Origin of the sequence: Mycobacterium sp. 48b (genome assembly GCF_048282725.1) — a bacterium.
Lineage (GTDB): Bacteria > Actinomycetota > Actinomycetes > Mycobacteriales > Mycobacteriaceae > Mycobacterium.
In genome coordinates this window covers 6198496-6223523 of record NZ_JBLVUL010000001.1, presented here as the reverse complement: position 1 = coordinate 6223523, position 25028 = coordinate 6198496, and the positions used below count along the sequence as shown (strand labels likewise).

Sequence of the window (25028 nt, the reverse complement as noted above, 5' to 3'; positions counted from 1 at the left end):
CGTTGGGTCCTGCATGGCAGGAAGGCGCTGGTGGCAAAACCGACCAAAACGCAGTACTCGTTCGAGTTCAAGCTCGAAGTGGTGCGCAAGGTGGTCGACGAGGGTGCGGCCGCCCAGCAAGTAGCTCAGCAGTACCGGCTGTCCTCAGCCACGCTGGTGCAGACCTGGGTGCGGACCTACCGCCGGCTCGGTGAGGACGGGTTGAAACCCAAACCCAAAGGACGCCAACCCAAAGACGCTGATTCCTCGTCACAGGAGTTGACGGAGCTGGCGCGGCTGGAGCAGGAGAATGAGCGGCTGCGAGCCGAGAACGCCTACCTAAAAAAATTGCGGGCCTTGATGGCGCACGAACGGCGGTGAAAGCCGCCGCTGTCGCCGCTCTCAAGGCTGATCATCGGTTGCCGGTGCTGCTGGAAGTCGCGCAGTTGGCGCGGTCGACGTTCTTCTATCACCAGGGCAAACCCGAGGCGCTCGACCCGCGCGCCGACCTCAAAACCGCGATCACCGAGGTGTTTGAGGCTGCCCACGGCCGCTACGGGCACCGCCGCATCCACACGGTGTTGATCCGACGAGGTTTTGTGGTGGCCAAAAAGACCGTGCTGGCGTTGATGCGCGAGCTGGCGCTGATCTGCCGGGTGCGGCGCCGCCGGCGCTACACCTCCTACACCGGCGGGCCCGGTCAGGTCGCCGAAAATCTTCTCAACCGCGAGTTCAGCGCTGCCGCGCCGAATCAGAAGTGGGTCACCGACGTGACCGAGTTCCGCATCACCGATCGCAAGGTCTACTTGTCCCCGGTGCTCGATTTGTTCGACCGGTCGGTGGTGGCTTACGCGTGGTCGATGAGCCCGAATGTGGAGTTGACCAACACCTCACTGACCGCGGCGATCGCCACCTTGGAACCGGGTGAATGTCCGCTGGTGCACTCCGATCAGGGCTTCCAATACCGGCATTGGTCCTGGCGCAAGTTGCTCGGCGACGCTGAGGCGGTGCAGTCGATGTCGCGTAAAGCCAACTGCTATGACAACGCGGTCATGGAGAACTTTTTCGGTCACCTGAAGTCAGAAATGTTCCACCACAACAGGTTCGACACTGTCGAGGACTTCACTGCCGCCCTTGACACCTACATCCACTGGTACAACACCGAACGAATCTCGACAAAGCTCAAGGGCCTGAGCCCGGTCCAATACCGAGCCCAGGCCCTTGCCGCTTAAGCTCCAAACGTCAGTGTCCAACTTTCGGGGACCACTTCATTCGGCGGGGGCTTTTTCGTGCGCGGACCCGGGGGGTGTCACCGCACGCACCTAGACTTGGCGGCGTGCTCATCGGTTCGCATGTAGACAACACCGACCCATTGGCCGCAGCCGCCGCGGACGGTGCCGACGTGGTGCAGTTCTTCCTCGGCAACCCGCAGAGCTGGAAGAAGCCCAAACCTCGTGAGGACGCCGAGGTGCTCAAGGCGTCGACGGTGCCGCTGTACGTGCATGCGCCGTATCTGATCAACGTGGCGTCGGCCAACAACCGCGTGCGGATCCCGTCCCGCAAGATCCTGCAGGACACGTGCGACGCCGCTGCCGAGATCGGCGCCACCGCGGTGATCGTGCACGGCGGCCACGCCGATGACAATGACATGGACGCCGGGTTCGAGCGTTGGGTCAAGGTGCTGGATGCCCTGAACACCGATGTGCCGGTGTACCTGGAGAACACCGCAGGCGGCGATCACGCCATGGCCCGGCATTTCGACACCATCTCCCGGTTGTGGGATCGCATCGGGGACAAGGGAATTGGTTTCTGCCTCGACACGTGCCACGCATGGGCGGCGGGGGAGGCGCTGATCGACGCGGTCGATCGGATCAAGGCCATCACGGGACGCATCGACCTGGTGCACTGCAACGATTCACGCGACGCGGCAGGCTCGGGTGCCGACCGCCACGCGAATTTCGGTGCTGGGCAGATCGATCCGCAGTTGCTGGCGGCCGTGGTCAAGGCGGCCGATGCGCCGGTGATCTGTGAGACGTCCGAGGAAGGCCGCAAGGACGACATCGCGTTCCTGCGCGAGCACGCCGGCTGACACGTTCGCGACCTGAACCGTTTTCAACGGCACCGTGAAGCAAAGGTGAACTAACGTCACCTCTGTGACCGCGGTTGACGACTCGGTAACCGACGAAGCCCCAGCGCAATGGGGCACCAGCAACGGTGCCCGTCGACTGCGCATCCTGCGGTACGTCGCGATCCTCGGGTGGGCGGCCGTGGTCGTGTACCGCACCGTCACCGACGGATTCGCGTTCAACCGCGAACTTTTGCTGCTCTACATCGCCACCGGTTTGCTGGCCGCGAGCATCGGGCAGGGCCGACGGATGCTGTATGTGATCCGCGACTGGCTGCCGTTCGCCGTGGTGCTGGCTGCCTACGACCTGAGTCGCGGCGCGGCCACCCTGGTCGGCCGGCCCACCTTGTGGCACTGGCAGGTCGACGCCGACCGCTGGTTGTTCTTTGGCACGGTGCCCACGGTCTGGTTGCAGGAACGGCTGAAACTGCTGTACCCACCGTGGTGGGAAGTCGTGATCAGCACCGTCTACATGTCGTTCTTCATCCTTCCCTACGTCGTCGCAGGCGTGCTGTGGCTGCGCGACCGTGAGGAGTGGAAGCGGTTCGTGCGCTTGTTCGTCGGATTGTCGTTCGCGGCCCTGGTCATCTACGCGCTGCTGCCCGCCGCTCCACCGTGGGCCGCGGCGCGGTGCAGTGCCGATGACGTCGACGGCGGCCCGTCCGGGCCCCGATGCATGTTCCGATCGGCGCGCGAAGCCGTCGACGGAGGGCTCCTCGGCACCATGCAGGGCAGTCGCGACGGCGCACACGAGTGGATCGAACGGATCGTCACCCGTGGCTGGGGCAAGCTCAATCTGCACACGGCGACGGCGTTGATCGATCAGGGACAGGCCAGCGTGAACCTGGTCGCGGCGATCCCGTCCCTGCATGCGGGGCTCACCGCTGCGGTCGCGGTGTTCTTGTGGAACCGGGTGAACCGCGGCTGGCGCCCGGTGCTGGTTGCCTATCCGCTGATCATGGCCTTCACCTTGGTGTACACCGCCGAGCATTATGTGGTCGACATCCTGCTCGGCTGGACACTGGCGGGAGTGGTGCTGTTCGCGCTCAATCGCTATGAAGCGCGCCAGACCCGCGCGGCCGGGTGCGATCCTGCGGCCGCGATCGCGGACCCTGTGCCAGACGCCAGCCTGGAGGTCGCAGACCCTTCTCGCTCGTGAATCCGGCGTATATCGAGTAGTCGACTACGCGTGCCGCATGCGATCGGTGGAATTTACGGTCATCACCATCACCCACCAGGTGAGGAGGTAATCGTGATCATCACGAAGGCGCCGCCGGCCACGCCGAGTCCGTTGCCCCGCATCGATGCCGTCCGGTCGGTCGGGGGACCGGTCTGGGTGGCTTGGCGAGAGAGCACGCTGACCCGGGCATATGAGCTGGAGACACTGACCGACTTCCTGGCTCAGCACAGTTCGCGTGACATCGATTCGGCGTTGTCCAAGGCCATCAAATGCCACCTCAGTGCGGCCAGGGACGCGGCGTCGGGCAAGAAGCCGGAACTCGGCATGCGCATCAGGCTGTCCCGCAACGGCCCGCTGCTCGAACGCGCCATGAGCAACCTCGATGCGGCCGAGGCGCAGTTGCTCAACCTGGCGCCGACGGAGTATTTGGTGGGCCAGGTGCCGTCGCTGCTGCGGCACGTGCAGCGTCATCTGCGGTCGAGTGACCCGGGGCGGCAAGAGTTCGAGCGGTTGGTGCGGACCATCGGCAACGAGCGCGGGGCGGCACTGGACAAGGTCGAGGATGCTCGCGATCAGATCGTGGCTACCGTCCGGGCGGCCAGTTCTGCGGCCTTGCGCGAGAACATCCGGCTGCGCAGTTTCCGCAACATCGTCGTGAGCACCACGGTGCTCCTGACGATGCTGGTGATCATTCTCGGTGTGATCGGCTACTTCAAGCCGACGCTGATTCCGATGTGTTTCGCGCCGCAGGAAGCGTCTGAGCTGACGATGGTGTGCCCGACTGACGAGTCTGCGCCCTTCACGCCCGATCGTCCCGGGGCGGCCATCACGTCCAGCCCCCGCCAATTCGGCGACGTGTTGGCGGAGACCGTCAGGAAGACGGACGTGATCATCATCGAACTGGTCGGGCTGGTCGCCGCGGCCATCGCGGCTGCGGCCGCGATCAGCCATGTCCGCGGCTCGTCCGAGCGTTATGGCATTCCGGTGGCGCTGGCCGCGCTGAAGCTGCCGACCGGTGCGCTGACAGCCTTCCTGGGATTGCTGTTGATGCGCGGGGGGTTTGTCCCGGGCCTGAATGCGCTGGATACCTCGGCCCAGATCCTGGCGTGGGGGCTGGTCTTCGGGTACGCGCAGCAGTTGTTCACCAGGCTCATCGATCAGCAGGGGCAGTCCGTGCTGAACGCCGTCCGCGGGGCGGACACTGTCCCGCCGCCGCGCAAGGGCACCGCCACCTGAGGGCTCATTACAAGTATTGTGCGGTTGTCGGAAATTTGTAACACTGGGTGCATGGCTGCTGATACGCACGTCGTCACCAATCAGGTCCCCCCGCTGGAGGACTACAACCCCGCCACCTCGCCGGTGCTCGCCGAGGCCCTCATCCGCGAAGGCGGCCAGTGGGGCGTCGACGAAGTGCACGACCTCGGCGCGATCAACGGCAGTGCCCAGGCCCATCGCTGGGGTGAACTGGCCGACCGCAACCGGCCCGTGCTGCACACCCACGACCGCTACGGCAATCGGATCGACGAGGTCGAATACGACCCGGCCTACCACGAGCTGATGAATGTGGCCGTCACGCACGGTCTGCACGGAGCCCCGTGGGCCGATGACCGTGAAGGCTCCCACGTGGTGCGCGCCGCCAAGACCTCGGTGTGGACCGTCGAACCCGGGCACGTCTGCCCGATCTCGATGACCTACGCCGTCGTACCCGCTTTGCGGTTCAACCCGGAGCTGGCCGCAACCTACGAACCGCTGCTGACCAGCCGGGTGTACGACCCCGAACTGAAGCTCGCCACCACGAAGGCCGGCATCACGGCCGGCATGTCGATGACGGAGAAGCAGGGCGGCTCCGACGTACGCGCCGGCACCACCGAGGCCACGCCGAACAGCGACGGCACCTACTCCCTGCGCGGGCACAAGTGGTTCACCTCTGCGCCGATGGGCGACATCTTCCTGGTTCTCGCCCAGGCGCCGGGTGGCCTGAGCTGCTTCTTCCTGCCGCGCATCCTGCCCGACGGCAGCCGTAACCGGATGTTCCTGCAGCGGCTCAAGGACAAGCTCGGCAATCACGCCAACGCATCGAGCGAGGTCGAGTACGACGGCGCCACCGCCTGGCTGGTAGGCGAGGAGGGGCGCGGCGTCCCGACCATCATCGAGATGGTCAACCTCACGCGCCTGGACTGCACGCTGGGCAGCGCGACCAGCATGCGCAGCGGTCTGACCCGTGCCGTTCACCACGCCCAGCACCGAAAGGCGTTCGGCGCCTACCTGATCGATCAGCCGCTGATGCGCAACGTGCTCGCCGACCTGGCCGTGGAGGCCGAGGCGGCGACCATGCTGGCGATGCGGATGGCCGGCGCCACGGACAAGGCGGTCCGCGGTGACGAGCGCGAGGCTCTGCTGCGCCGTATCGGCCTGGCGGCAGGCAAGTACTGGGTGTGCAAGCGGGCCACCCCGCACGCCGCCGAGGCGATGGAATGCCTGGGTGGCAACGGCTATGTCGAGGATTCGGGCCTGCCGCGGTTGTACCGGGAAGCCCCGCTGATGGGGATCTGGGAAGGCTCGGGCAACGTCAGCGCGCTGGATACCTTGCGCGCCATGGCAACCCGGCCGGAAAGCGTCGAGGTGCTGTTCGACGAGCTCTCCAAGACCGCCGGGCAGGACCCGCGACTGGACCGCCACGTCACCACGCTGCAGACCGACCTGCAGGACATCGAGACCATCCAGTACCGCGGTCGCAAGGTTGCCGAGGACATCTCGCTGGCCCTGCAGGGTGCACTGCTGGTGCGTCACGGCCACCCGGCGGTGGCCGAGGCCTTCTTGGCCAGCAGGCTGGGCGGGCAGTGGGGCCAGGCCTTCGGCACCCTGCCGACCGGACTGGACCTGGCGCCGATCCTTGAGCGGGCACTGGTCAAGGGATGAGCGTCGAAACGCTCAAGACGATGACCTACGAGGTCACCGACCGGATCGCCCGAATCACCTTCAACCGCCCCGAAAAGGGCAACTCGATCGTCGCGGACACCCCGCTGGAATTGCAGGCCCTGGTCGAACGCGCGGATCTGGACCCGAATGTCCACGTCATCCTGGTGTCCGGCCGCGGTGAAGGCTTCTGCGCCGGATTCGACCTGTCCGCCTACGCCGACGGAACCGGCGAGGCCGGGGGCGGCCGCTACGACGGGACCGTGCTGTCCGGGAAAACGCAGGCGATCAACCACCTTCCGGATCAACCGTGGGATCCGATGGTCGACTACCAGATGATGAGCCGGTTCGTGCGCGGCTTCTCCAGCCTGATGCACGCCGACAAGCCGACCGTGGTCAAGATCCACGGCTACTGCGTGGCCGGTGGTACCGACATCGCGCTGCACGCCGACCAGGTGATCGCCGCCTCCGATGCGAAGATCGGCTACCCGCCGATGCGGGTGTGGGGCGTTCCGGCGGCCGGCCTGTGGGCGCACCGGTTGGGGGATCAGCGCGCCAAACGCCTTCTGTTCACCGGGGATTGCATCACCGGCGCGCAGGCCGCCGAGTGGGGCCTGGCCGTAGAGGCCCCCGAGCCGGACGACCTCGACGAGCGCACCGAGCGTCTCGTCGCGCGCATCGCCGCGATGCCCGTCAACCAGCTCATCATGGCCAAGCTGGCCTGCAACTCCGCCCTGCTGCAGCAGGGCGTCGCCACCAGTCGGATGGTCAGCACGGTGTTCGACGGCATCGCCCGACACACTCCGGAGGGGCACGCCTTCGTGGCCGACGCCGTTGAACACGGCTTCCGCGAAGCGGTGCGGCACCGCGACGAACCGATGGGCGACTACGGGCGCAGGTCTTCCGGGGTCTGACATGCCCGTGTTAACCCGGATGACCGCTCGGTCGGTGGTGCTGAGCGTGCTGCTCGGCGCTCACCCGGCCTGGGCGAGTGCCGCCGAACTGGTCAGGCTGACGGCCGATTTCGACATCCGCGAACCCACCCTCAGAGTGGCGTTGACCCGCATGGTCAGCGCCGGCGACCTGATCCGCTCGGAGGACGGTTACCGGCTGTCCGAGCGCCTGTTGATCCGCCAGCGCCGCCAGGACGCCGCGATCGACCCGAAGCTGCGGGAGTACGACGGACAGTGGCTGACGCTGGTCATCACCAGTGTCGGCACCGATGCCCGCACCCGCGCTTCGCTGCGGAACACCTTGCAGCAGTCCCGGTTCGGTGAACTGCGCGAGGGTGTGTGGATGCGCCCGGACAATCTGGACCAGGTGCTGTCCCAGGAGATCACCGGCCGGGTGCGGCTCCTGCACGCCCGGGACGGGGATCCGGCCGGCCTGGTCGCCACGCTGTGGGACCTGCCCGGCTGGCGGCGCACCGGCGAGCAGCTGCTGGCGGAGATGGCCGATGCGACCGACGTCCCGGGACGTTTCGTCGCGGCCGCGGGCATCGTGCGTCACCTTCTGTCAGACCCGGTGCTGCCGGAGGGCATGTTGCCCGACAACTGGCCGGGTGCTGCATTGCGTAAGACGTACAACGACTTTGCCGCCGAACTCGTCGAGCGGCGCGATCGCGATGAACTCATGGAGGCGACATGACCGAAGCTGTGCGAGTCGAGCGCAACGGGCCGGTGACCACGGTCATCATCGACCGCCCGCACGCGCGCAACGCCGTCGACGGCCCCACTGCCGCGGCACTGTTCGAGGCATTCGAGCAGTTCGACGCCGATGACGACGCCGCCGTCGCGGTGTTGACGGGTGCCGGTGGAACGTTCTGTGCCGGCGCAGATCTCAAGGCCTTCGGTACGCCGCAGATGAATCAGGTGCACCGCACCGGCCCTGGACCCATGGGGCCGAGCCGGATGGTGTTGTCCAAGCCGGTGATCGCAGCCATCAGCGGCCACGCCGTGGCCGGTGGATTGGAGCTGGCCCTGTGGTGTGACCTGCGCGTGGTCGACGAGGACGCGGTGATGGGCGTGTTCTGCCGTCGCTGGGGCGTGCCGCTGATCGACGGCGGGACGGTGCGGTTGCCCCGGTTGATCGGGCAGAGCCGGGCCATGGACCTGATCCTGACCGGTCGTGCCGTCGATGCGACCGAAGCCCATGCGATCGGCCTGGCCAACCGGGTGGTGCCCAGGGGACAGGCCCGCCGACATGCCGAGGAACTGGCCGGCGAACTGTCCCGGCTGCCTCAGCAGTGCCTACGGGCCGACCGCCTCTCGGCGCTGCACCAGTGGGGCGAATCCGAGCAGGCGGCAATGGAATTCGAGTTCGCCAGCATCGCCCGTGTCGCGGACGAGGCCGCCCATGGCGCCGGCCGGTTCGCGGGAGGCGCGGGCCGGCACGGCGCGAGCGCCGACTAGCAACTAGCCCTTGCTGACCTTGTTGTTGCTGCCGGTGTTGGTGACCTTGGGGTCACCCGCCGCGTAGGTGACTGTGTTGTTCAGCCCGATGATCGTCAGTCCCTTGTCGATCCGCTCGAAGGTGATCTTGTTGTCGGATCCGCCGATGTTCACATTGGCGCAGGTGCCCTTGACCGTCAGCGTGTTGTTGGTGCCACCGACGGTGAGTGACTTGCCGTCGGCGCAGTCGATGTCGGTCGTGGTGCCGACCGACATGTAGTTGATGGTGTTGCCGACCTCGACGTTGACCCCGGACTCACCTGCGGTGGCGCTCGGGGTGGCGGTGTCCGAGCTTTCGGAACCACAGGCCGCCAGGGTGAACGCCGCGGCCGCGGCGCCGATCCCGAGGATCAACTTGGTGTGGGGGAAACGGGTGAGCACGGTGAGTCTCTGCTTTCTGCCTCGGGCTTGATCAGGCGGGGACGCGACTGATCTGGTTGGTCATCCCCAGTTCGCGGCCGCGGTCGACGAGTATCGGATCGCCGTCCTTGAAGAACACGGTCTGGTCATAGCCGTACACGGTGACGTCATTGATGACGTTGTCGGCGACCACCACATTGGACGACCCCTGCACGGTCACCGCCCAGCAGGTGCCCAGCGCGGTGACCCGGATCCCGGTGCCGTTGACGAACAGCGTGGCGTTGTTGCAGTCCAAGGTTTGTTCGACGCCTTGGCCGGTGATGTGGGTGTCACCGTTCTTGGCTGCCGCGCCGGGCGCACCGACGGTGAGCGCCAGTGGCAACGCGAGGGTGCCGGCCGCCAGCCCAACAAGCATCCTCCGGCCCACAGCTGTCCATTTCACGGTGAGTTCCCCTTCCGATCCGCTGGGAGAAGAGTACGTGCCGCACTTCTCGTGGCGGCAAGTGTTGACCAGTTTGACGGGCGTTCGCCGACAGGTCGCGTGCTGTGTCGGTGCTGGGTACCGTGTTCAGCAATGCGTCGGTGTGTTGTTCAGGCTGCTGCCGTGGCAGTCACAGCCGTGGTGACCGTCGCGGGGTGTTCGCACACCATCGACGGGGCTGCCCAGCGCGCGTCGACCGACACCGCCGACCCTGACCGCAGTTTCGGATACGTCGACGACCGGTGCGGGCTGCTCGTCGACAGCACGATTCAGGAGATCCTGGCCGCCGACAACGTGGTGCGCCCGTACAGCGGTGCGGTCTGCCAGTACGTGTTGTCGCGAAAGGCGCAGCCGGGCGTCGGGCCGAGCGCGGGCTCGCCGGCGATGCTCGACGTGATCTTCTCCTGGTTCGAGAAAGGGTCGCTGGATCGCGAACGGGCCGTGGCGCGTAGCCGGGACGCCGAGATCACCGATGTCGTGGTCGAGCGGCATCAGGCATTCGTGGCGCGCCGTGATGTGACGGGTGCGGCCTGCTCGGCGACCGCGTCGGCCGGCTCGGGCGCGATCAGCTGGTGGGTGCAGTTCCGCGGTGCGGGCGGTGCCGGACAAGCCGCCAAGGGCGATCCGTGCCAGGACGCCAAGAAGCTGCTGTCGGCCACGCTTCAATCGGAACTCTGACCGTGGCCCACCGCTTCCTCGCAGTGAGGTGTCTGACCGGCGTCGCCGCCGCCGCGGCGCTGCTGACGGCGTGCGGATCGACGGACGCACCGCCGGCTGCCGAGCCGGTTCCCGCCGGCGACGGTTTTCACGGCGCGGACTGCAACGGCGTCACCGACGCCGACATCGCCGATGCCGTCGGGTCCGCGATGTTCACCAAGGCCGTGGTCAGCGATACCGGGTGCTTCTGGCAGGAGAATTCGGTCCTTGGCACCTTCGGCGCGGGGATGGGCATCTCCACCTGGTGGTACCGGGGAAGTGACATGGACACCGAGCGGACCTTGGAGACCCGGGCCGGCCGCACCCTCACCGAGCTCTCCATCGACGGCAATCAGGGGTTCCGCGCGGCGGATGCGAATGTATGCAGTATCTATGTGGCCAAGGGTGAAGATGTGATCACCTGGTCGATTCAGACGATGAACCCGGCCACGCTCCCTGATCTGTGTCAGGTCACCGAGAAACTCGCCCGGCTCAGTCAGGGCCGGATGAACTGATCGGCGCTGTCAGAGGGGCTACAGTTTCACGGCGACCCCAACGGGGGACGTCAATCAACTCGACTCGAAGGCAGTGCGTACATGTCAGCTCGGCCGGAGCCACAGGTGGCTGGCACTCGACGTGCCCCGGCGCGCACGGCACGGCCGGCGCGGACCACCAAGCTCAGCCGTGACGCCATCGTCAACGCCGCGCTGACCTTCCTGGACCGCGAGGGCTGGGATGCCCTGACCATCAACGCACTGGCCGGCCAGCTCGGCACCAAGGGCCCGTCGCTCTACAACCACGTCGACAGCCTCGACGACCTGCGCCGCACGGTCCGGATGCGGGTGATCGACGACATCATCGAGATGCTCAACACCGTCGGGTCCGGCCGCACCCGCGACGATGCGGTGGCGGTGATGGCCAGTGCCTACCGCAGCTATGCCCATCACCATCCCGGTCGCTACTCGGCGTTCACCCGGATGCCCTTCGGCGGAGACGATCCCGAGTACTCGGCGGCCACCAGGGCCGCGGCCGGTCCGGTCATCGAGGTGCTGACGTCCTATGGGCTGGAAGGCGAGGAGGCCTTCTATGCCGCACTGCAGTTCTGGTCGGCTCTGCATGGCTTCGTCCTGCTCGAAATGACGGGTGTGATGGACGACATCGACACCGATGCGGTGTTCACCGATATGCTGCGACGACTGGCCGCTGGTATGGGGCAGCGAGAGTCGTAGCGTCTGACCTGGGATTAGGTCGACGTACGCGGGTTTGGTTCGGCGCGGCCAGCCCTGGTATCGTGGTAGATCGTGCCTGGCCGGAAGGCGCATGCGGCTGAGTGTTTCGCAAGCGTGCCCGCACGCCGGGCCAATTTGCATGTCTAACACGCATCGGAATTCCACCGGTGTAAGAACGTGCGACACGCCCGGACGCGGGGTACGCGGCCGGGGGATAACTGCAGTACAGAGACTTAGAACAGCAAAGAGCAGCAGAGCAACACAGAGAAAGCCGGTACATGCCAACCATCAACCAGCTGGTCCGCAAGGGTCGCCGCGACAAGGTCGCGAAGGTCAAGACCGCGGCCCTCAAGGGCAGCCCGCAGCGCCGCGGTGTGTGCACCCGCGTGTACACCACCACCCCGAAGAAGCCGAACTCGGCGCTTCGCAAGGTTGCCCGCGTGAAGCTGACCAGTGGCGTTGAGGTCACCGCCTACATCCCCGGTGAGGGCCACAACCTGCAGGAGCACTCGATGGTGCTGGTGCGCGGCGGTCGTGTGAAGGACCTGCCCGGTGTCCGTTACAAGATCATCCGCGGGTCGCTCGACACCCAGGGTGTCAAGAACCGCAAGCAGGCCCGTAGCCGCTACGGCGCCAAGAAGGAGAAGAGCTGATGCCGCGCAAGGGTCCCGCGCCGAAGCGTCCGTTGGTCAACGATCCGGTCTACGGGTCGCAGCTGGTCACCCAGCTGGTCAACAAGGTTCTGCTGGACGGCAAGAAGTCACTGGCCGAGCGCATTGTCTACGGTGCGTTGGAGCAGGCTCGCGACAAGACCGGCACCGACCCGGTCGTCACCCTCAAGCGCGCGCTCGACAACGTCAAGCCCGCCCTCGAGGTGCGTAGCCGCCGCGTCGGTGGTGCCACCTACCAGGTTCCGGTCGAGGTTCGCCCCGATCGTTCCACCACCCTGGCACTGCGCTGGCTGGTCAGCTTCTCCAAGGCCCGTCGCGAAAAGACCATGATCGAGCGCCTCGCCAACGAGATCCTCGATGCGAGCAACGGCCTTGGCGCCGCTGTGAAGCGTCGTGAGGACACTCACAAGATGGCTGAAGCGAACCGGGCTTTCGCGCACTACCGCTGGTGATACCCGCGCCCGGCATCCAGCGTCGGGTGCCGGTAAGCGCGCAATCGAACACCTAATCAAGCAAGCGAAAGAGTTGGGAAGACTTCCGTGGCACAGGACGTGCTGACTGACCTGAACAAGGTCCGCAACATCGGCATCATGGCGCACATCGACGCCGGCAAGACGACGACGACCGAACGCATCCTCTTCTACACCGGTATCTCGTACAAGATCGGTGAGGTGCACGACGGCGCCGCGACGATGGACTGGATGGAGCAGGAGCAGGAGCGGGGTATCACCATCACCTCGGCTGCGACCACCTGCTTCTGGAACGACAACCAGATCAACATCATCGATACGCCGGGCCACGTCGACTTCACCGTCGAGGTGGAACGCTCGCTGCGCGTGCTCGACGGTGCCGTTGCCGTCTTCGACGGCAAGGAAGGTGTCGAGCCGCAGTCCGAGCAGGTGTGGCGGCAGGCCGACAAGTACGACGTCCCGCGCATCTGTTTCGTCAACAAGATGGACAAGCTGGGCGCCGACTTCTACTTCTCGGTGCAGACCATGAAGGACCGTCTCGGCGCCAACGTCGTTCCGATCCAGTTGCCGATCGGTTCCGAAGGTGACTTCGAGGGCGTCGTCGACCTGGTCGAGATGAAGGCCAAGGTCTGGCGTGGCGAGACCAAGCTCGGCGAAAAGTACGACGTCGTCGACATCCCGGCCGACCTTCAGGAGAAGGCCGAGGAGTACCGCACCGCCATGATCGAGGCCATCGCCGAGACCGATGACGAGCTCATGGAAAAGTACCTCGGTGGCGAAGAGCTCACGATCGACGAGATCAAGGGCGGCCTGCGCAAGCTGACCGTGACCAGCGCCGGCTACCCGGTCCTGTGTGGTTCCGCGTTCAAGAACAAGGGTGTGCAGCCCATGCTCGATGCGGTCATCGACTACTTGCCGACCCCGCTGGACGTTGCGGCCGCCGAGGGCCATGTGCCGGGCAAGGAAGACGAGATCGTACTTCGCAAGCCGTCGGCCGACGAGCCGTTCTCGGGCTTGGCGTTCAAGGTCGCGACCCACCCGTTCTTCGGCAAGCTGACCTATGTCCGGGTGTACTCGGGCAAGGTCGACTCCGGCGCGCAGGTCATCAACTCGACCAAGGGTAAGAAGGAGCGGCTGGGCAAGCTGTTCCAGATGCACTCCAACAAGGAGAACCCGGTCGATTCGGCGTCCGCCGGCCACATCTACGCGGTGATCGGCCTGAAGGACACCACCACAGGCGATACCCTGTGCGATCCGAACAACCAGGTCGTGCTCGAGTCGATGACCTTCCCGGATCCGGTGATCGAGGTGGCCATCGAGCCCAAGACCAAGAGTGACCAGGAGAAGCTGGGCACCGCGATCCAGAAGCTCGCCGAAGAGGACCCGACCTTCAAGGTGCACCTGGACCAGGAGACCGGCCAGACTGTCATCGGCGGTATGGGCGAGCTGCACCTGGACATCCTGGTGGACCGCATGCGTCGCGAGTTCAAGGTTGAGGCCAACGTCGGTAAGCCCCAGGTGGCCTACCGCGAGACCATCCGCCGCAAGGTGGAGAAGGTCGAGTTCACCCACAAGAAGCAGACGGGTGGCTCCGGCCAGTTCGCCAAGGTGCTCATCGACCTCGAGCCGTTCGTCGGCGAGGACGGCGCCACCTACGAGTTCGATAACAAGGTCACCGGCGGCCGCATCCCGCGTGAGTACATCCCGTCGGTGGATGCCGGTGCGCAGGACGCCATGCAGTACGGCGTGTTGGCCGGCTACCCGCTGGTGAACATCAAGGTCACGCTGCTTGACGGCGCCTACCACGAGGTCGACTCCTCGGAAATGGCGTTCAAGGTGGCGGGTTCGCAGGTGCTGAAGAAGGCCGCGCAGGCGGCCCAGCCGGTCATCCTGGAGCCCATCATGGCTGTCGAGGTCACGACGCCCGAGGATTACATGGGTGACGTGATCGGCGACTTGAACTCCCGCCGTGGTCAGATCCAGGCCATGGAGGAGCGCAGCGGTGCGCGCGTCGTCAAGGCGCAGGTGCCGCTGTCGGAGATGTTCGGCTACGTGGGCGACCTTCGGTCGAAGACCCAGGGCCGGGCGAACTACTCCATGGTGTTCGACTCGTACGCCGAAGTTCCGGCGAACGTGGCGAAGGAGATCATCGCGAAGGCGACGGGTCAGTAATCTCGTCGCGGCAACGTCGCGGCACACAACTGAACACATCATCACTGCTTTTAGGAAAAGCACCAACAAGTCCAGGAGGACACCACAGTGGCGAAGGCGAAGTTCGAGCGGACGAAGCCGCACGTCAACATCGGGACCATCGGTCACGTTGACCACGGCAAGACGACGCTGACTGCAGCAATCACCAAGGTTCTGCATGACAAGTACCCCGATTTGAACGAGTCGCGCGCATTCGACCAGATCGACAATGCGCCTGAAGAGCGTCAGCGCGGCATCACGATCAACATCTCCCACGTGGAGTACCAGACCGAGAAGCGCCACTACGCCCACGTGGACGCCCCGGGTCACGCCGACTACATCAAGAACATGATCACCGGTGCCGCCCAGATGGACGGCGCGATCCTGGTGGTCGCGGCCACCGACGGCCCGATGCCGCAGACTCGCGAGCACGTGCTGCTGGCCCGCCAGGTGGGTGTGCCCTACATCCTGGTGGCGCTGAACAAGTCGGACGCCGTGGACGACGAGGAGCTCATCGAGCTCGTCGAGATGGAGGTCCGCGAACTGCTGGCCGCCCAGGACTTCGACGAGGATGCCCCGGTCATCCGGGTCTCCGCGCTGAAGGCGCTCGAGGGCGACCCGAAGTGGGTCAAGTCGGTCGAGGACCTCATGGAGGCCGTCGACGAGTCCATCCCGGACCCGGTTCGTGAGACCGACAAGCCGTTCCTGATGCCCGTCGAGGACGTCTTCACCATCACCGGTCGTGGCACCGTGGTGACCGGTCGCGTCGAGCGTGGCGTGATCAACGTCAACGAAGAGGTCGAGATCGTCGGCATCCGCCCGACCACGACCAAGACCACCGTCACCGGTGTGGAAATGTTCCGCAAGCTGCTCGACCAGGGCCAGGCCGGCGACAACGTCGGTCTGCTGGTTCGTGGCATCAAGCGCGAGGACGTCGAGCGTGGCCAGGTTGTGGTCAAGCCCGGCACCACCACCCCGCACACCGAGTTCGAGGGCAGCGTCTACATCCTGTCCAAGGACGAGGGCGGCCGCCACACGCCGTTCTTCAACAACTACCGCCCGCAGTTCTACTTCCGTACCACGGACGTGACCGGCGTGGTTACCCTGCCCGAGGGCACCGAGATGGTGATGCCCGGTGACAACACCGACATCTCCGTCAAGCTGATCCAGCCCGTCGCCATGGACGAGGGCCTGCGCTTCGCGATCCGCGAGGGCGGCCGTACCGTCGGCGCCGGCCGGGTCACCAAGATCATCAAGTGATGATCTGACCTAGCAACGCGAAAGCGGCGCTCACCTTCGGGTGAGCGCCGCTTTTGTTTTCCCGCCGGTGATGCCCGCCGACGGACACGAGCACGGTGTGCGCGCGGATGATAGTTTGGCTGAGGCGACGTCGTTGAATCCGCAACGTTCGGGACCATTGATCGTTACGGGGCGAGCTAGATGGACGTTGATGTGACAGAACCGATTCCGGCGTCAGCACCGCTGGCCGAGCGGATCCGGAGCCAGTTGAGTCCGTCCCGAGTCGTCGCAGGGGTGTCCACAACGGTCGCGGTCGCCGCGGTCGGTGCACTGGTGTGGGTGGTCGGACAAGAGCCGGAAACGCCTGCGATCGAGAATCCGAAGCCGGCCGCGGCCGCCTTGTCGGCACCTGCCCCACACGCGCAACCGGTAGCAGCCCATTCCGCACCGTCGGTGATTCCGGACGTGCTGCCTCCCGTGACGCCTGCGCCCAAACCGCCGGAACGGCCTACCTCTGCATTGCCGGCCACCGGCGGGTCCAGTTGGCGTCCTGCCATCGCGAGCCGTTCCGAGCCCGTCGTTCCGTCATTGCCGGAGGCGCCGGCAGAGGTGCCCAGTATTTCCTGGCCGCAGTTCGACGCCGGAGCCATGCAGCCGCCATGGTCGGCTTTGATCGACACGAACGCACAGAACACCGCGGGCGCCATCGCCTCGTCGGTCTCCGGCGGAGTCGGTGGCATCGGCGGCGGCGCACTGGACTTCCTGGGCGCTCTCATCACCGCTGCCAGTTATGGCAATCAGAACGGCGGGTTGCCGTCCACGGATGGGTTGGCAGCGCTGATGCTGGGGCCCACCGCAGCTGCGAGCCTGCCGGCCCTGCCGCCTCCGCCGCAGTTCGACTTCACGAAGCTGCCGCCTCCGCCGCAGTTCGACTTCTCCAAGCTGCCGCCTCCGCCGCAGTTCGACTTCTCGAAGCTGCCGCCTCCACCCCAGTTGCCACCGCCGCCTCCGCCGCCGTCGTTCGACAACCCGCTCACCCACCTGCCGAGCATCACCAAGGCGGTCGGCCTTCCGTTCTGATCGGCCCGCACCCTGGTGCTCTGGTTACCGTTGGTCACTGATGTAACGCACGTGGCCCGTGAGGCGATGCACCCCACATAGGCAAAGGGTATGGGGGTCCGGTGATGTTTCGACGGATAAGTGCACTGGTAGGCGCAGGTGCGGTCGCTGGAGCGGCACTGATCGGCTTGGCAACAGGCCCGGCGCAGGCCGCCCCGGGATGCCCTGACGTGCACTGGATCGGCGTCGCCGGTTCGGGTGAGCGGGACGATCCGACGGCCGACGCAGGCATGGGGCGGGTGGTCTACAACTCCCTGCGCGATCTGTCCAGGTGGGTGCAGCAGGACGGCCGAACCATGACCGCCGAGGCCGTGGTCTATCCCGCGGCGCCGGTGCCGGTCGACGGGGATCTGCTGGGCTGGGGCGGCTTCATGAGCAGTGTCGACGCCGGGGTGGCAGCCCTGGGTAACCAGTACGCGGCGTTCACCCAGCAGTGCCCGGCCAGCGAAGTCGTTCTCGCCGGCTATTCGCAGGGCGCGATGGTGGTCCACCGCAACCTGGCCGCGTTGTCGGCGAGCCCGAATCTGGCCGCCGCATTGCTGGTCGCCGACGGGGACCGGTTGCCCGCCGACCCCACGGTCAATCTGGGAACCGCCACCGCGGTGCCCGGAGCAGGCAAGGGCGTCGCGCAGGACTGGCCGATCCTCGCCCACGCTCCGGCCGCGCTGCCGGTGTCGGTCGGCAGTCGCACGATCAGCGTCTGCGATCGCGGCGATGCCGTCTGCGACTACGACGAGGACGCCGAAGAGGTGACCGCAACGGCGATCGCCGTACACACCAGCTATGCCCGGTCAGCGGGCGGGGGATACCGGTGGACCTGGCCGTTGTACCGGATGCTTGGCCCGTCGCCGATGCAACAGCAGGTGGTGCCGACGGGTGGCTCGGCAGATGGAGTCGTTCACTCCTGATGTGAGCGGTCTCGGGCGTTAATCTGATGGCGCCCAACCGACGACAGGAGCCTGTGATGTCCACATTCTGGCGGTACGTGCGCATTCAGGCCTTCGTGCTGTTGTGCGGCATCGTCGGCCCGATCTTCCTGGTCATCTACTTCGCCAGCGGCGGAGATCCGATGATGAAGTGGATGTTCTGGACGGGTCTGTTGGTCACCACGATCGATGTGCTGATCGCGTTGGGGCTCACCGCTGCCGGGGCGAAGTCGGCCGCGCAGAACGAGAAGCTCGAACAGGTCGGTGTGCTGGCCCTGGCCCAGGTCACCGGTATCCACGAGACCAACACCCGTATCAACGAGCAGCCGCTGGTGAAGCTGGATCTGCAGATCTCGGGACCCGGCATTGCGCCGTTCGCCAGTCAGGACCGCGTGCTCGCCTCGGTGTCGAGGCTGCCGATGATCACCAACCGCAAGTTGGTCGCCCTGGTCGACCCGACCACCAACGAATACCGGATCGACTGGGAGAGAAGCGGTCTGGTCAGTGGTCTGATGCCTGCGACGTTCACCATCGCCGAGGAGAACAAGACCTACGATCTCACCGGCCAGTCCGGCCCGCTGATGGAGATCCTGCAGATCCTCAAGGCACATGGCATCGCGATCAACAACATGGTCGACCTGCGCGCGAATCCCGCAGCCCGTGAAGAGGTCCAGGCGGTGGTGCGGCGCACCGCCGCCCAGCAGACGCCGGCTGCCTCCACTCCCACACCGGCAACCGCCCCTGCTGCGCCCTTCCTCGCCCCGCCCGCACCGTCGACCGCGCAACGTCTGCAGGAACTGGAGACGTTGCGAGCCACGGGTGCCGTCAGCGAAGAGGAGTACGCGGCCAAACGACAGCAGATCATCGCCGATCTCTGATCACGTTGTGGATGAGGTTGCGTAGGCCCCGCGTGACCAGCCCGATCAACTGGTATCCCGTTGATCGGTACTGGGCCAGGAACACGTTCTACTTCTGCTGTTAGCCTGTGGCCAGGCTCACTGAAAGGACCCTGGGATGGCGGCAGGTAACGGATCACTGGAAGGCCGCGTGGCGTTTGTCACCGGTGCTGCACGCGGACAGGGGCGCGCGCACGCGGTGCGGTTGGCCAACGAGGGTGCCGACGTCATCGCCATCGATGTGTGCCGGCCCGTCGGCGACACGATCACCTATCCGGCCGCGACGTCGGAGGATCTGGCCGAGACCGTCGCCGCCGTGGAGGCCGCGGGCCGCAAGGTGCTCGCTCGGGAGGTCGACATCCGCGACCTGGCCGCCCAGCAGCAGGTGGTGGCCGACGGCGTCGAGCAGTTCGGCCGGCTCGACATCGTGGTGGCCAACGCCGGCGTGCTCAGCTGGGGCCGGTTGTGGGAGCTGAGCCCCGAGCAGTTCGACACTGTCGTCGACGTGAACCTCAACGGAACCTGGCGGACCATCCGGGCCGCGGTGCCCGCCATGATCGAGGCAGGTAACGGCGGCTCGATCATCATCGTCAGCTCCTCGGCGGGGGTGAAGGCCACCCCCGGCAACGGCCACTACGCAGCCTCCAAACACGGTCTGGTGGCGCTGACCAACACACTGGCTCTCGAAGTGGGCGAGTACGGCATCCGGGTCAATTCGATCCATCCCTACTCGATCGACACTCCGATGATCGAACCGGAGGCGATGGCCGAGATCTTCGCCAAGTTCCCGAGCTTCCTGCACAGCTTCGCCCCGATGCCGTATCACAAGGTGACCGACGGCAAGAACGAGGGACTCGCGGCGTTTATGGCGCCCGAGGAGGTCGCCGATGTGGTGGCATGGTTGGCCGGTGACGGTTCGGCCACTCTGTCGGGCAGCCAGATCGCCGTGGACCGCGGCGTGCTCAAGTACTGAGGTTTCCGGCGCGGTCAGCCCGGGAGGACTAGCACCGGAACCGGGCTGTGCCGCAGGATCTTTGATCCATGTGAGCCCAGGAAAACCCGGGCGACCGCGCCCCCTGGCGAGGTTCCGATCGCCAGGATCTCGCCTTCGATCCAGTCGACGGCATCGAGTGCTTCACTCCAGTCGTTGCCGGTGACGACCTGCAGATCCACGTCCTCACCGACGATCTCGTCGTCCCTCAGCCGGAACATCGCCTGCTGGGCCTGTTTCACCCACTCCTGCAGGATCGCGTCCTCGGCATGCAGTCCGACGGTCGGTGGGTACATGCTGCGACCACGCACCGCGAACGTCACCACGCGCATCGGCGTGGCCAGTCGCCGGCTCAGGTCGGCGACCTGCTGAACCACCGCCGCCGTTTCGGGGGAACCGGGGTAGGCGCATGTGATACGTGCCAGCACACCCGATTTCGGCCTGCGGTAGCCGCGCGGGCTGATCGCCAGCGGGACCGGGCACGAGTGCAGCAGCCGATCCGCGGTCGAGCCCACCACCACCTGGCCCAATTGGCCGTCGGCCGCCGAGCCGAGCACGAGCAGCGCGGCGTCCAGTTCGGCGACGGCTTCCATCAGTCCCCCGGAAACCGAGCGGTGCGCGAATTTGTGGAAGCTGACGTCGAGACGGTCGTCGAGGGCTGACACGTGCTGTCGTGCCTGCTCGGCCGAGGATGCCGCCAACTGTGCTGCGTACTCGGCATATTCGGCGTCGACGCGGGCCGGTGACGGGTTCAGCCACGGACGCGGGACCACGGTGGCCACCGCCAGTGAGGTGTTGAGGGTGCGGGCGGCACCGACCCCGAGGTGCAGTGCCGATGCCCCGCCCTTGCCTGCCAGGTACCCGACGACGACGGTCATCGGTTCTCCTCGGCTCCCGGCGTGGTCATCACGTCGTCTTCACCGGCCGCCGCACCCGGGATGTAGCCGTCGCCTCCGTCGTTCAAAGCGCTGTGGTGCCGGCTCCACAACAGATAGAACGCCAGGACCAGGGCGACCCAGATGCTGAACCACAGCCAGGTGATGCGCGGCAGGCCGTAGAGGACGAAAAGGCACGCCATCACCGAGAGGATCGGAGTCACCGGATAACCCGGAACCCTGAAGGCGCGCGGCAGGTCCGGCTCTCGGACCCGCAGGATGATCACGCCGATCGAGACCACGATGAATGCCACCAGGGTGCCGATCGACACCAGGTCCCACAGGTAGTCCAGTGGTACCAATCCGGCCAGGGTGCCGGTCACCGCCGCCACGACGATGGTGTTGTTCACCGGAGTCATGGTGCGCGGGTTGACCTTCGCGAACATGGCCGGCAGCAGACCGTCGCGTCCCATCGCGAACAGGATGCGGGTCTGGCCGTACATCACCACCAGCGTCACCGAGAAGATCGAGATCACCGCGCCCACGGCCAGCACGGTGCTGGCCCAGGTCTGACCGTGCAGGATGTTGGTGAGCATCACCGACAATCCGGCCTCGGACTGCTCGTCGGAACCGAATTCGTCGGCGGACTGGGTGCCCAGGCCCGCGAACGCGACCAGGATGTAGATGCTGGTGACGACGATCAGCGCACCGAGGATCGCCCGCGGCATGGTCTTCTGAGGGTTCTTCACCTCGTCGCCTGCGGTGGACACCGCGTCCAGGCCGATGAAGGTGAAGAAGATGGTGCTGGCGGCGGCGGTGATGCCGGTGAATCCCTTGTCCCAGAACCCGGCGAAGTGATCGGTGGTGAACGCGGTGAACGCGATGGCCACGAACATGCCGAGCACGCACAGCTTGAGGAGCACCATGACGGTGTTGACGGCGGCGGACTCGCTGGCGCCGCGAATCAGCAGCAGCGCGCACATGACGATCAGGACTGTCGCCGGCAGGTTGATCAGTCCGGGGTTTTCACCCCACGGGGCTGCGGACAGTGCGTGTGGCAACCGCCAGCCGAACAGGTTGTCCAGCAGTTGATTGAGATAGCCGCTCCAACCGACCGCGGTGGCCGACATCGAGACTCCGTATTCGAGCAGCAGGCAGGCCGCGACACCCATCGCGATGAATTCGCCCATGGTGGTGTAGGCGTAGGAGTACGTGGAGCCCGAAACCGGAACGGCCGCTGCCATTTCGGCGTAACAGATCGCCGACAGTCCGGCGGCGATACCGGCCACCACGAACGACACCAGCACTGCGGGGCCGGCCTTGGGGACGGCCTGCTGCAGCACGATGAAGATGCCGGTGCCGACCGTGGCGCCGACGCCGAACAGGGTCAGCTGGAATGTGCCGATACTGCGTTTGAGGTGGTCGGACGCGCCGTGGGCGACCGGTGCTCCGATGACCGGCCTGCGCCGCAGCATCTGGCCGGTCAGGTTGTTGGCTGGGGTGGGCATGGTGCCTCCTTGCTGCCGGTCAACCGATTATCGGCGCGCCTCGGCGAGGGTGTCGGCGAATTGGTCGACGGCCCAGTCGAGCTCGTCGGAGGTCACCACCAGGGGCGGGGCGAATCGCAGGGTCGAGCCGTGGGTGTCCTTCACCAGCACCCCGCGTTCTGCCAGCGCCAGGCCGAACTGCTTGCCGGTGCCCAGGGCCGGGTCGATGTCCACCCCGGCCCACAGGCCCATGCCGCGCACGGCGGTCACCCCGTGCCCGATCAACCCGATGAGCCGGTTGTGCAGGTGTTCCCCGAGTTGGGTTGACCGGAGCTGGAATTCGCCGCGGCGCAGCATGGCGACGACGGTGGTGCCGATGGCCGTGGCCAAAGGGTTGCCGCCGAACGTGGAGCCGTGCTCGCCGGGGTGCAGTACGCCGAGGACATCGCGGTCGGCCACCACCGCGGACAGCGGCACCACGCCTCCGCCCAGAGCCTTGCCGAGCAGGTACACGTCGGGAACCACATCCCAGTGTTCGCAGGCGAAGGTGCGTCCGGTGCGGGCCAGCCCGGACTGGATCTCGTCGGCGATCATCAGCACGTTGTTGCGGGTGCAGATCTCGCGGACCCGCGGCAGGAAGTCGGCGGGTGGGACGACGATGCCCGCCTCACCCTGGATGGGCTCGATCAACACCGCGGCGGTGTTCGCGTCGATCGCTTCGCCCAGCGCCCGGTGGTCCCCGAACGGTACCGAGCGGAACCCGGGCGTGTAGGGACCGAAGCCGCGCCGCGCGGACTCGTCGTCGGAGAAGCTGATGATCGTGGTGGTACGGCCGTGGAAGTTGTTGTGCGCCACAATGATATTGGACTGCTCGGCAGGCACGCCCTTGACGTCGGTGCCCCATTTGCGGGCCACCTTGATGCCGCTCTCGACAGCCTCGGCGCCGCTGTTCATCGGAAGCACCATGTCTTTTCCGCACAATTCGGCCAGGGCCTCGGCGAACGGGCCGAGCCGGTCGGAGTGGAAGGCGCGGCTCACCAGGGTCAGCCGGTCCAGCTGGGCGTGTGCGGCGGCGATGATCTCGGGATTGCGGTGGCCGAAGTTGACGGCCGAATAGGCGGCCAGGCAATCGAGGTAGCGCCGGCCGGTCACGTCGGTGATCCAAGCCCCTTCGGCGCTTTCCGCGACCACCGGCAGCGGTGAGTAGTTGTGGGCGACATAGCGATCGTCGAGCGCGATCGCCGAGGCGGTCTCCGGATCCGGGGTGGCCTGGCTGTCCACACTGTCCAGCATGGTCATGGATGCCGCTCCAGGGTGCAGCATTTGACGGATCCGCCGCCCTTGAGAAGTTCGGACAGATCGATGCCGATCGGCTCGAATCCGGCCCGTCGCAGTTGGTCGGCGAATCCGGTGGCCGCCGCGGGCATCACGACGTGCCGGCCGTCGGACACCACGTTGAGCCCGAGGACGTAGGCGTCCGCGGAGCCCACTTCGATGGCGTCACCGAACAGTTCGGTGATCAGCAGGCGGGCGTCGTCGCTGAAGGCCGGGGGATAGTAGGCGATGGTCGAGTCGTCGAGCACGGCCAGCGCGGTGTCGAGGTGGTAGAAGCGTGGGTCGACGAGTTCCAGGCTGGTCACGTTCAGGCCGGTGACGGCCGCGATCTCGTCGTGGGCGCGCCGGTCGGTGCGGAAACCGTATCCGGCCAACAGGTTCGGCCCGACCAGCAGCAGGTCTCCCTGCCCTTCGTTGACATGCTCGGTGCGAACCGTCCGATAGCCGGCCGCGGCCATCCACTCGGCGTAGGCATCGGCCTCTCCGGCCCGCTGCGGGTAGGCGAAGCGGGCCACCACGGCGGTGTCCCCGATCAGGAAGCCGCCGTTGGCGGCGTAGACCATGTCGGGCAGACCGTCGCGCGGTGTCACCAGGTCGACGGTGTGGCCGAGTTCGGCGTACGCCCCGCGCAGCGTGTCCCACTGGGCCAGCGCGAGTGCGGTGTCCACGGGTGTGGAGGTGTCCATCCAGGGGTTGATGGCGTATTCGACGGTGAAGTACTCGGGCGAGGTCATGGCGTAGTGGCGGTTGGTCGCGGTCCGCGCGGGAGACGCTGCGGTCCGTGTCGGGGCCACCGCCCCGCCGGTTTCAGGCGCGGTGCCGCGCACGACTTCGTCGAAAATCGTCATGAATCGACGATATGAAGCGCTCGCGGCGCAAGCAATCGTTTCTTGTTGCGTGATATGTAGGGATATATTGCAGAAATTGTCTGCTGGTGACGGTTTGTTGCGTGGAGGTCGATGTGGAACGTCTGGACGACACCGACGAGCGGATCCTGGCCGAACTCACCGAGCACGCCCGGGCGACGTTCGCCGAGATCGGGCAGCGGGTGAATCTGTCGGCGCCCGCCGTCAAACGGCGGGTGGACCGCATGGTCGCCGACGGGGTGATCCGGGGGTTCACCACCGTGGTCGACCGCAACGTCCTGGGTTGGCGCACCGAGGCATACGTGCAGGTGTTCTGCCAGGGCACCATCTCGCCGGATCAGTTGCGCGCGGCCTGGATCGACATCCCGGAGGTGGTCAGCGCGGCCACGGTGACCGGTACTGCCGACGCGATCCTGCATGTGCTGGCGCGCGACATGCGCCACCTCGAGGAGGCCCTGGAACGCATCCGCTCCACCGCGCGAATCGAGCGCAGCGAGAGCATCGTGGTGCTCACCAACGTCATCGAGCGCGGCCGGTCCTGATGTGA

General features: G+C 66.2%; 27 protein-coding genes. 21 read left to right on the top strand and 6 right to left on the bottom strand.

The features are described 5' to 3' along the window. Positions 1 to 30 precede the first annotated feature (30 nt). The 9 genes from ACNQR1_RS30460 to ACNQR1_RS30420 all read left to right on the top strand — a co-directional run bounded on the left by ACNQR1_RS30460 (position 31) and on the right by ACNQR1_RS30420 (position 8611). The gene (locus tag ACNQR1_RS30460) at positions 31 to 360 is read left to right on the top strand and encodes a transposase (RefSeq protein WP_418050563.1); all 330 of its coding nucleotides are present in this window, start codon (positions 31 to 33) and stop codon (positions 358 to 360) included. Continuing rightward, complete coding sequence (locus tag ACNQR1_RS30455; protein ID WP_418043522.1) at positions 357 to 1211, top strand: IS3 family transposase; 855 nt, start codon at positions 357 to 359, stop codon at positions 1209 to 1211. Before ACNQR1_RS30460 ends, ACNQR1_RS30455 begins: the two co-directional genes overlap by 4 nt. A gap of 104 nt (positions 1212 to 1315) precedes the next feature. After that, positions 1316 to 2068: a deoxyribonuclease IV gene (locus ACNQR1_RS30450; protein ID WP_418049271.1), complete on the top strand. Its 753-nt coding sequence runs from the start codon at positions 1316 to 1318 to the stop codon at positions 2066 to 2068. Between the two features lie 64 nt (positions 2069 to 2132). After that, positions 2133 to 3263 (top strand): phosphatase PAP2 family protein, encoded by a 1131-nt coding sequence (locus tag ACNQR1_RS30445; RefSeq protein WP_418049270.1) that lies wholly within the window; start codon positions 2133 to 2135, stop codon positions 3261 to 3263. Between the two features lie 93 nt (positions 3264 to 3356). Then, complete coding sequence (locus ACNQR1_RS30440; protein ID WP_418049269.1) at positions 3357 to 4520, top strand: hypothetical protein; 1164 nt, start codon at positions 3357 to 3359, stop codon at positions 4518 to 4520. Positions 4521 to 4571: 51 nt separating this feature from the next. Further along, positions 4572 to 6203, top strand: a complete 1632-nt coding sequence (locus ACNQR1_RS30435) for an acyl-CoA dehydrogenase family protein (protein WP_418049268.1) — start codon at positions 4572 to 4574, stop codon at positions 6201 to 6203. After that, positions 6200 to 7114, top strand: a complete 915-nt coding sequence (locus ACNQR1_RS30430; protein ID WP_418049267.1) for a crotonase/enoyl-CoA hydratase family protein — start codon at positions 6200 to 6202, stop codon at positions 7112 to 7114. The genes ACNQR1_RS30435 and ACNQR1_RS30430 overlap by 4 nt, the downstream gene beginning before the upstream one ends. Before the next feature lies 1 nt (position 7115). Continuing rightward, positions 7116 to 7847, top strand: coding sequence for a PaaX family transcriptional regulator C-terminal domain-containing protein (locus ACNQR1_RS30425; protein WP_418049266.1), 732 nt, complete (start codon positions 7116 to 7118; stop codon positions 7845 to 7847). Then, the gene (locus ACNQR1_RS30420; protein ID WP_418049265.1) at positions 7844 to 8611 is read left to right on the top strand and encodes a crotonase/enoyl-CoA hydratase family protein; all 768 of its coding nucleotides are present in this window, start codon (positions 7844 to 7846) and stop codon (positions 8609 to 8611) included. The genes ACNQR1_RS30425 and ACNQR1_RS30420 overlap by 4 nt, the downstream gene beginning before the upstream one ends. 3 nt (positions 8612 to 8614) lie before the next feature. Here the strand turns inward: ACNQR1_RS30420 and ACNQR1_RS30415 are convergent, their stop codons facing one another. Next, entirely contained in the window at positions 8615 to 9031 is a 417-nt protein-coding gene (locus tag ACNQR1_RS30415) for a DUF3060 domain-containing protein (RefSeq protein WP_418049264.1), read from the bottom strand. A gap of 31 nt (positions 9032 to 9062) precedes the next feature. Then, entirely contained in the window at positions 9063 to 9452 is a 390-nt protein-coding gene (locus ACNQR1_RS30410; protein ID WP_418049263.1) for a DUF3060 domain-containing protein, read from the bottom strand. 132 nt (positions 9453 to 9584) lie between these two features. Here ACNQR1_RS30410 and ACNQR1_RS30405 point away from each other — a divergent pair, with 132 nt between their 5' ends. From ACNQR1_RS30405 to ACNQR1_RS30355, 11 genes are all read left to right on the top strand, one after another. After that, complete coding sequence (locus ACNQR1_RS30405; RefSeq protein ID WP_418049262.1) at positions 9585 to 10169, top strand: DUF3558 domain-containing protein; 585 nt, start codon at positions 9585 to 9587, stop codon at positions 10167 to 10169. Between the two features lie 2 nt (positions 10170 to 10171). After that, complete coding sequence (locus tag ACNQR1_RS30400) at positions 10172 to 10702, top strand: DUF3558 domain-containing protein (RefSeq protein WP_418049261.1); 531 nt, start codon at positions 10172 to 10174, stop codon at positions 10700 to 10702. An 81-nt stretch (positions 10703 to 10783) separates the two neighbouring features. Continuing rightward, positions 10784 to 11416, top strand: a complete 633-nt coding sequence (locus ACNQR1_RS30395; protein ID WP_418049260.1) for a TetR/AcrR family transcriptional regulator — start codon at positions 10784 to 10786, stop codon at positions 11414 to 11416. Positions 11417 to 11694: 278 nt separating this feature from the next. After that, positions 11695 to 12069 (top strand): 30S ribosomal protein S12, encoded by a 375-nt coding sequence (gene rpsL / locus ACNQR1_RS30390; RefSeq protein ID WP_003881867.1) that lies wholly within the window; start codon positions 11695 to 11697, stop codon positions 12067 to 12069. Next, the gene (gene rpsG, locus ACNQR1_RS30385) at positions 12069 to 12539 is read left to right on the top strand and encodes a 30S ribosomal protein S7 (protein ID WP_003881868.1); all 471 of its coding nucleotides are present in this window, start codon (positions 12069 to 12071) and stop codon (positions 12537 to 12539) included. Before rpsL ends, rpsG begins: the two co-directional genes overlap by 1 nt. Before the next feature lie 87 nt (positions 12540 to 12626). Then, complete coding sequence (gene fusA / locus ACNQR1_RS30380; protein WP_418049259.1) at positions 12627 to 14729, top strand: elongation factor G; 2103 nt, start codon at positions 12627 to 12629, stop codon at positions 14727 to 14729. Positions 14730 to 14816: 87 nt separating this feature from the next. After that, complete coding sequence (tuf, locus tag ACNQR1_RS30375) at positions 14817 to 16007, top strand: elongation factor Tu (protein ID WP_418049258.1); 1191 nt, start codon at positions 14817 to 14819, stop codon at positions 16005 to 16007. A gap of 192 nt (positions 16008 to 16199) precedes the next feature. Beyond that, complete coding sequence (locus ACNQR1_RS30370; protein ID WP_418049257.1) at positions 16200 to 17066, top strand: hypothetical protein; 867 nt, start codon at positions 16200 to 16202, stop codon at positions 17064 to 17066. Between the two features lie 104 nt (positions 17067 to 17170). After that, complete coding sequence (locus tag ACNQR1_RS30365; RefSeq protein ID WP_418049256.1) at positions 17171 to 18013, top strand: cutinase family protein; 843 nt, start codon at positions 17171 to 17173, stop codon at positions 18011 to 18013. Between the two features lie 56 nt (positions 18014 to 18069). Continuing rightward, positions 18070 to 18909, top strand: coding sequence for an SHOCT domain-containing protein (locus ACNQR1_RS30360; RefSeq protein WP_418049255.1), 840 nt, complete (start codon positions 18070 to 18072; stop codon positions 18907 to 18909). Positions 18910 to 19045: 136 nt separating this feature from the next. Next, the gene (locus tag ACNQR1_RS30355) at positions 19046 to 19900 is read left to right on the top strand and encodes a mycofactocin-coupled SDR family oxidoreductase (protein WP_418049254.1); all 855 of its coding nucleotides are present in this window, start codon (positions 19046 to 19048) and stop codon (positions 19898 to 19900) included. Between the two features lie 14 nt (positions 19901 to 19914). On the opposite strand, the gene ACNQR1_RS30350 is transcribed toward ACNQR1_RS30355, so the two are convergent. Genes ACNQR1_RS30350 through ddaH form a run of 4 tightly spaced genes read right to left on the bottom strand, consistent with a single transcriptional unit; the run spans position 19915 to position 24463 of the window. Continuing rightward, the gene (locus ACNQR1_RS30350; protein WP_418049253.1) at positions 19915 to 20796 is read right to left on the bottom strand and encodes a universal stress protein; all 882 of its coding nucleotides are present in this window, start codon (positions 20794 to 20796) and stop codon (positions 19915 to 19917) included. Continuing rightward, positions 20793 to 22301: an amino acid permease gene (locus ACNQR1_RS30345; protein WP_418049252.1), complete on the bottom strand. Its 1509-nt coding sequence runs from the start codon at positions 22299 to 22301 to the stop codon at positions 20793 to 20795. Before ACNQR1_RS30345 ends, ACNQR1_RS30350 begins: the two co-directional genes overlap by 4 nt. A gap of 27 nt (positions 22302 to 22328) precedes the next feature. Next, on the bottom strand, positions 22329 to 23579 hold the full coding sequence (rocD, locus tag ACNQR1_RS30340) for an ornithine--oxo-acid transaminase (protein ID WP_418049251.1): 1251 nt from the start codon (positions 23577 to 23579) through the stop codon (positions 22329 to 22331). Then, positions 23576 to 24463 carry a dimethylargininase gene (ddaH, locus tag ACNQR1_RS30335; protein ID WP_418049250.1) on the bottom strand — a complete coding sequence of 296 codons (888 nt, stop codon included), beginning with the start codon at positions 24461 to 24463 and terminating at the stop codon, positions 23576 to 23578. The genes rocD and ddaH overlap by 4 nt, the downstream gene beginning before the upstream one ends. Before the next feature lie 113 nt (positions 24464 to 24576). Here ddaH and ACNQR1_RS30330 point away from each other — a divergent pair, with 113 nt between their 5' ends. Further along, on the top strand, positions 24577 to 25023 hold the full coding sequence (locus tag ACNQR1_RS30330; RefSeq protein ID WP_418050562.1) for an Lrp/AsnC family transcriptional regulator: 447 nt from the start codon (positions 24577 to 24579) through the stop codon (positions 25021 to 25023). Positions 25024 to 25028 lie beyond the last annotated feature (5 nt).

Excerpts from the sequence above, each read along its gene's own strand:
- ACNQR1_RS30435 (WP_418049268.1), top strand. The coding sequence starts at position 4,572 with ATGGCTGCTGATACGCACGTCGTCACCAATCAGGTCCCCCCGCTGGAG.
- ACNQR1_RS30430 (WP_418049267.1), top strand. The coding sequence starts at position 6,200 with ATGAGCGTCGAAACGCTCAAGACGATGACCTACGAGGTCACCGACCGG.
- ACNQR1_RS30425 (WP_418049266.1), top strand. The coding sequence starts at position 7,116 with ATGCCCGTGTTAACCCGGATGACCGCTCGGTCGGTGGTGCTGAGCGTG.
- ACNQR1_RS30420 (WP_418049265.1), top strand. The coding sequence starts at position 7,844 with ATGACCGAAGCTGTGCGAGTCGAGCGCAACGGGCCGGTGACCACGGTC.
- ACNQR1_RS30405 (WP_418049262.1), top strand. The coding sequence starts at position 9,585 with ATGCGTCGGTGTGTTGTTCAGGCTGCTGCCGTGGCAGTCACAGCCGTG.
- ACNQR1_RS30395 (WP_418049260.1), top strand. The coding sequence starts at position 10,784 with ATGTCAGCTCGGCCGGAGCCACAGGTGGCTGGCACTCGACGTGCCCCG.
- rpsL (WP_003881867.1), top strand. The coding sequence starts at position 11,695 with ATGCCAACCATCAACCAGCTGGTCCGCAAGGGTCGCCGCGACAAGGTC.
- rpsG (WP_003881868.1), top strand. The coding sequence starts at position 12,069 with ATGCCGCGCAAGGGTCCCGCGCCGAAGCGTCCGTTGGTCAACGATCCG.
- ACNQR1_RS30365 (WP_418049256.1), top strand. The coding sequence starts at position 17,171 with ATGTTTCGACGGATAAGTGCACTGGTAGGCGCAGGTGCGGTCGCTGGA.
- ACNQR1_RS30360 (WP_418049255.1), top strand. The coding sequence starts at position 18,070 with ATGTCCACATTCTGGCGGTACGTGCGCATTCAGGCCTTCGTGCTGTTG.
- ACNQR1_RS30355 (WP_418049254.1), top strand. The coding sequence starts at position 19,046 with ATGGCGGCAGGTAACGGATCACTGGAAGGCCGCGTGGCGTTTGTCACC.
- ACNQR1_RS30350 (WP_418049253.1), bottom strand. The coding sequence starts at position 20,796 with ATGACCGTCGTCGTCGGGTACCTGGCAGGCAAGGGCGGGGCATCGGCA.
- ACNQR1_RS30345 (WP_418049252.1), bottom strand. The coding sequence starts at position 22,301 with ATGCCCACCCCAGCCAACAACCTGACCGGCCAGATGCTGCGGCGCAGG.
- rocD (WP_418049251.1), bottom strand. The coding sequence starts at position 23,579 with ATGACCATGCTGGACAGTGTGGACAGCCAGGCCACCCCGGATCCGGAG.
- ddaH (WP_418049250.1), bottom strand. The coding sequence starts at position 24,463 with ATGACGATTTTCGACGAAGTCGTGCGCGGCACCGCGCCTGAAACCGGC.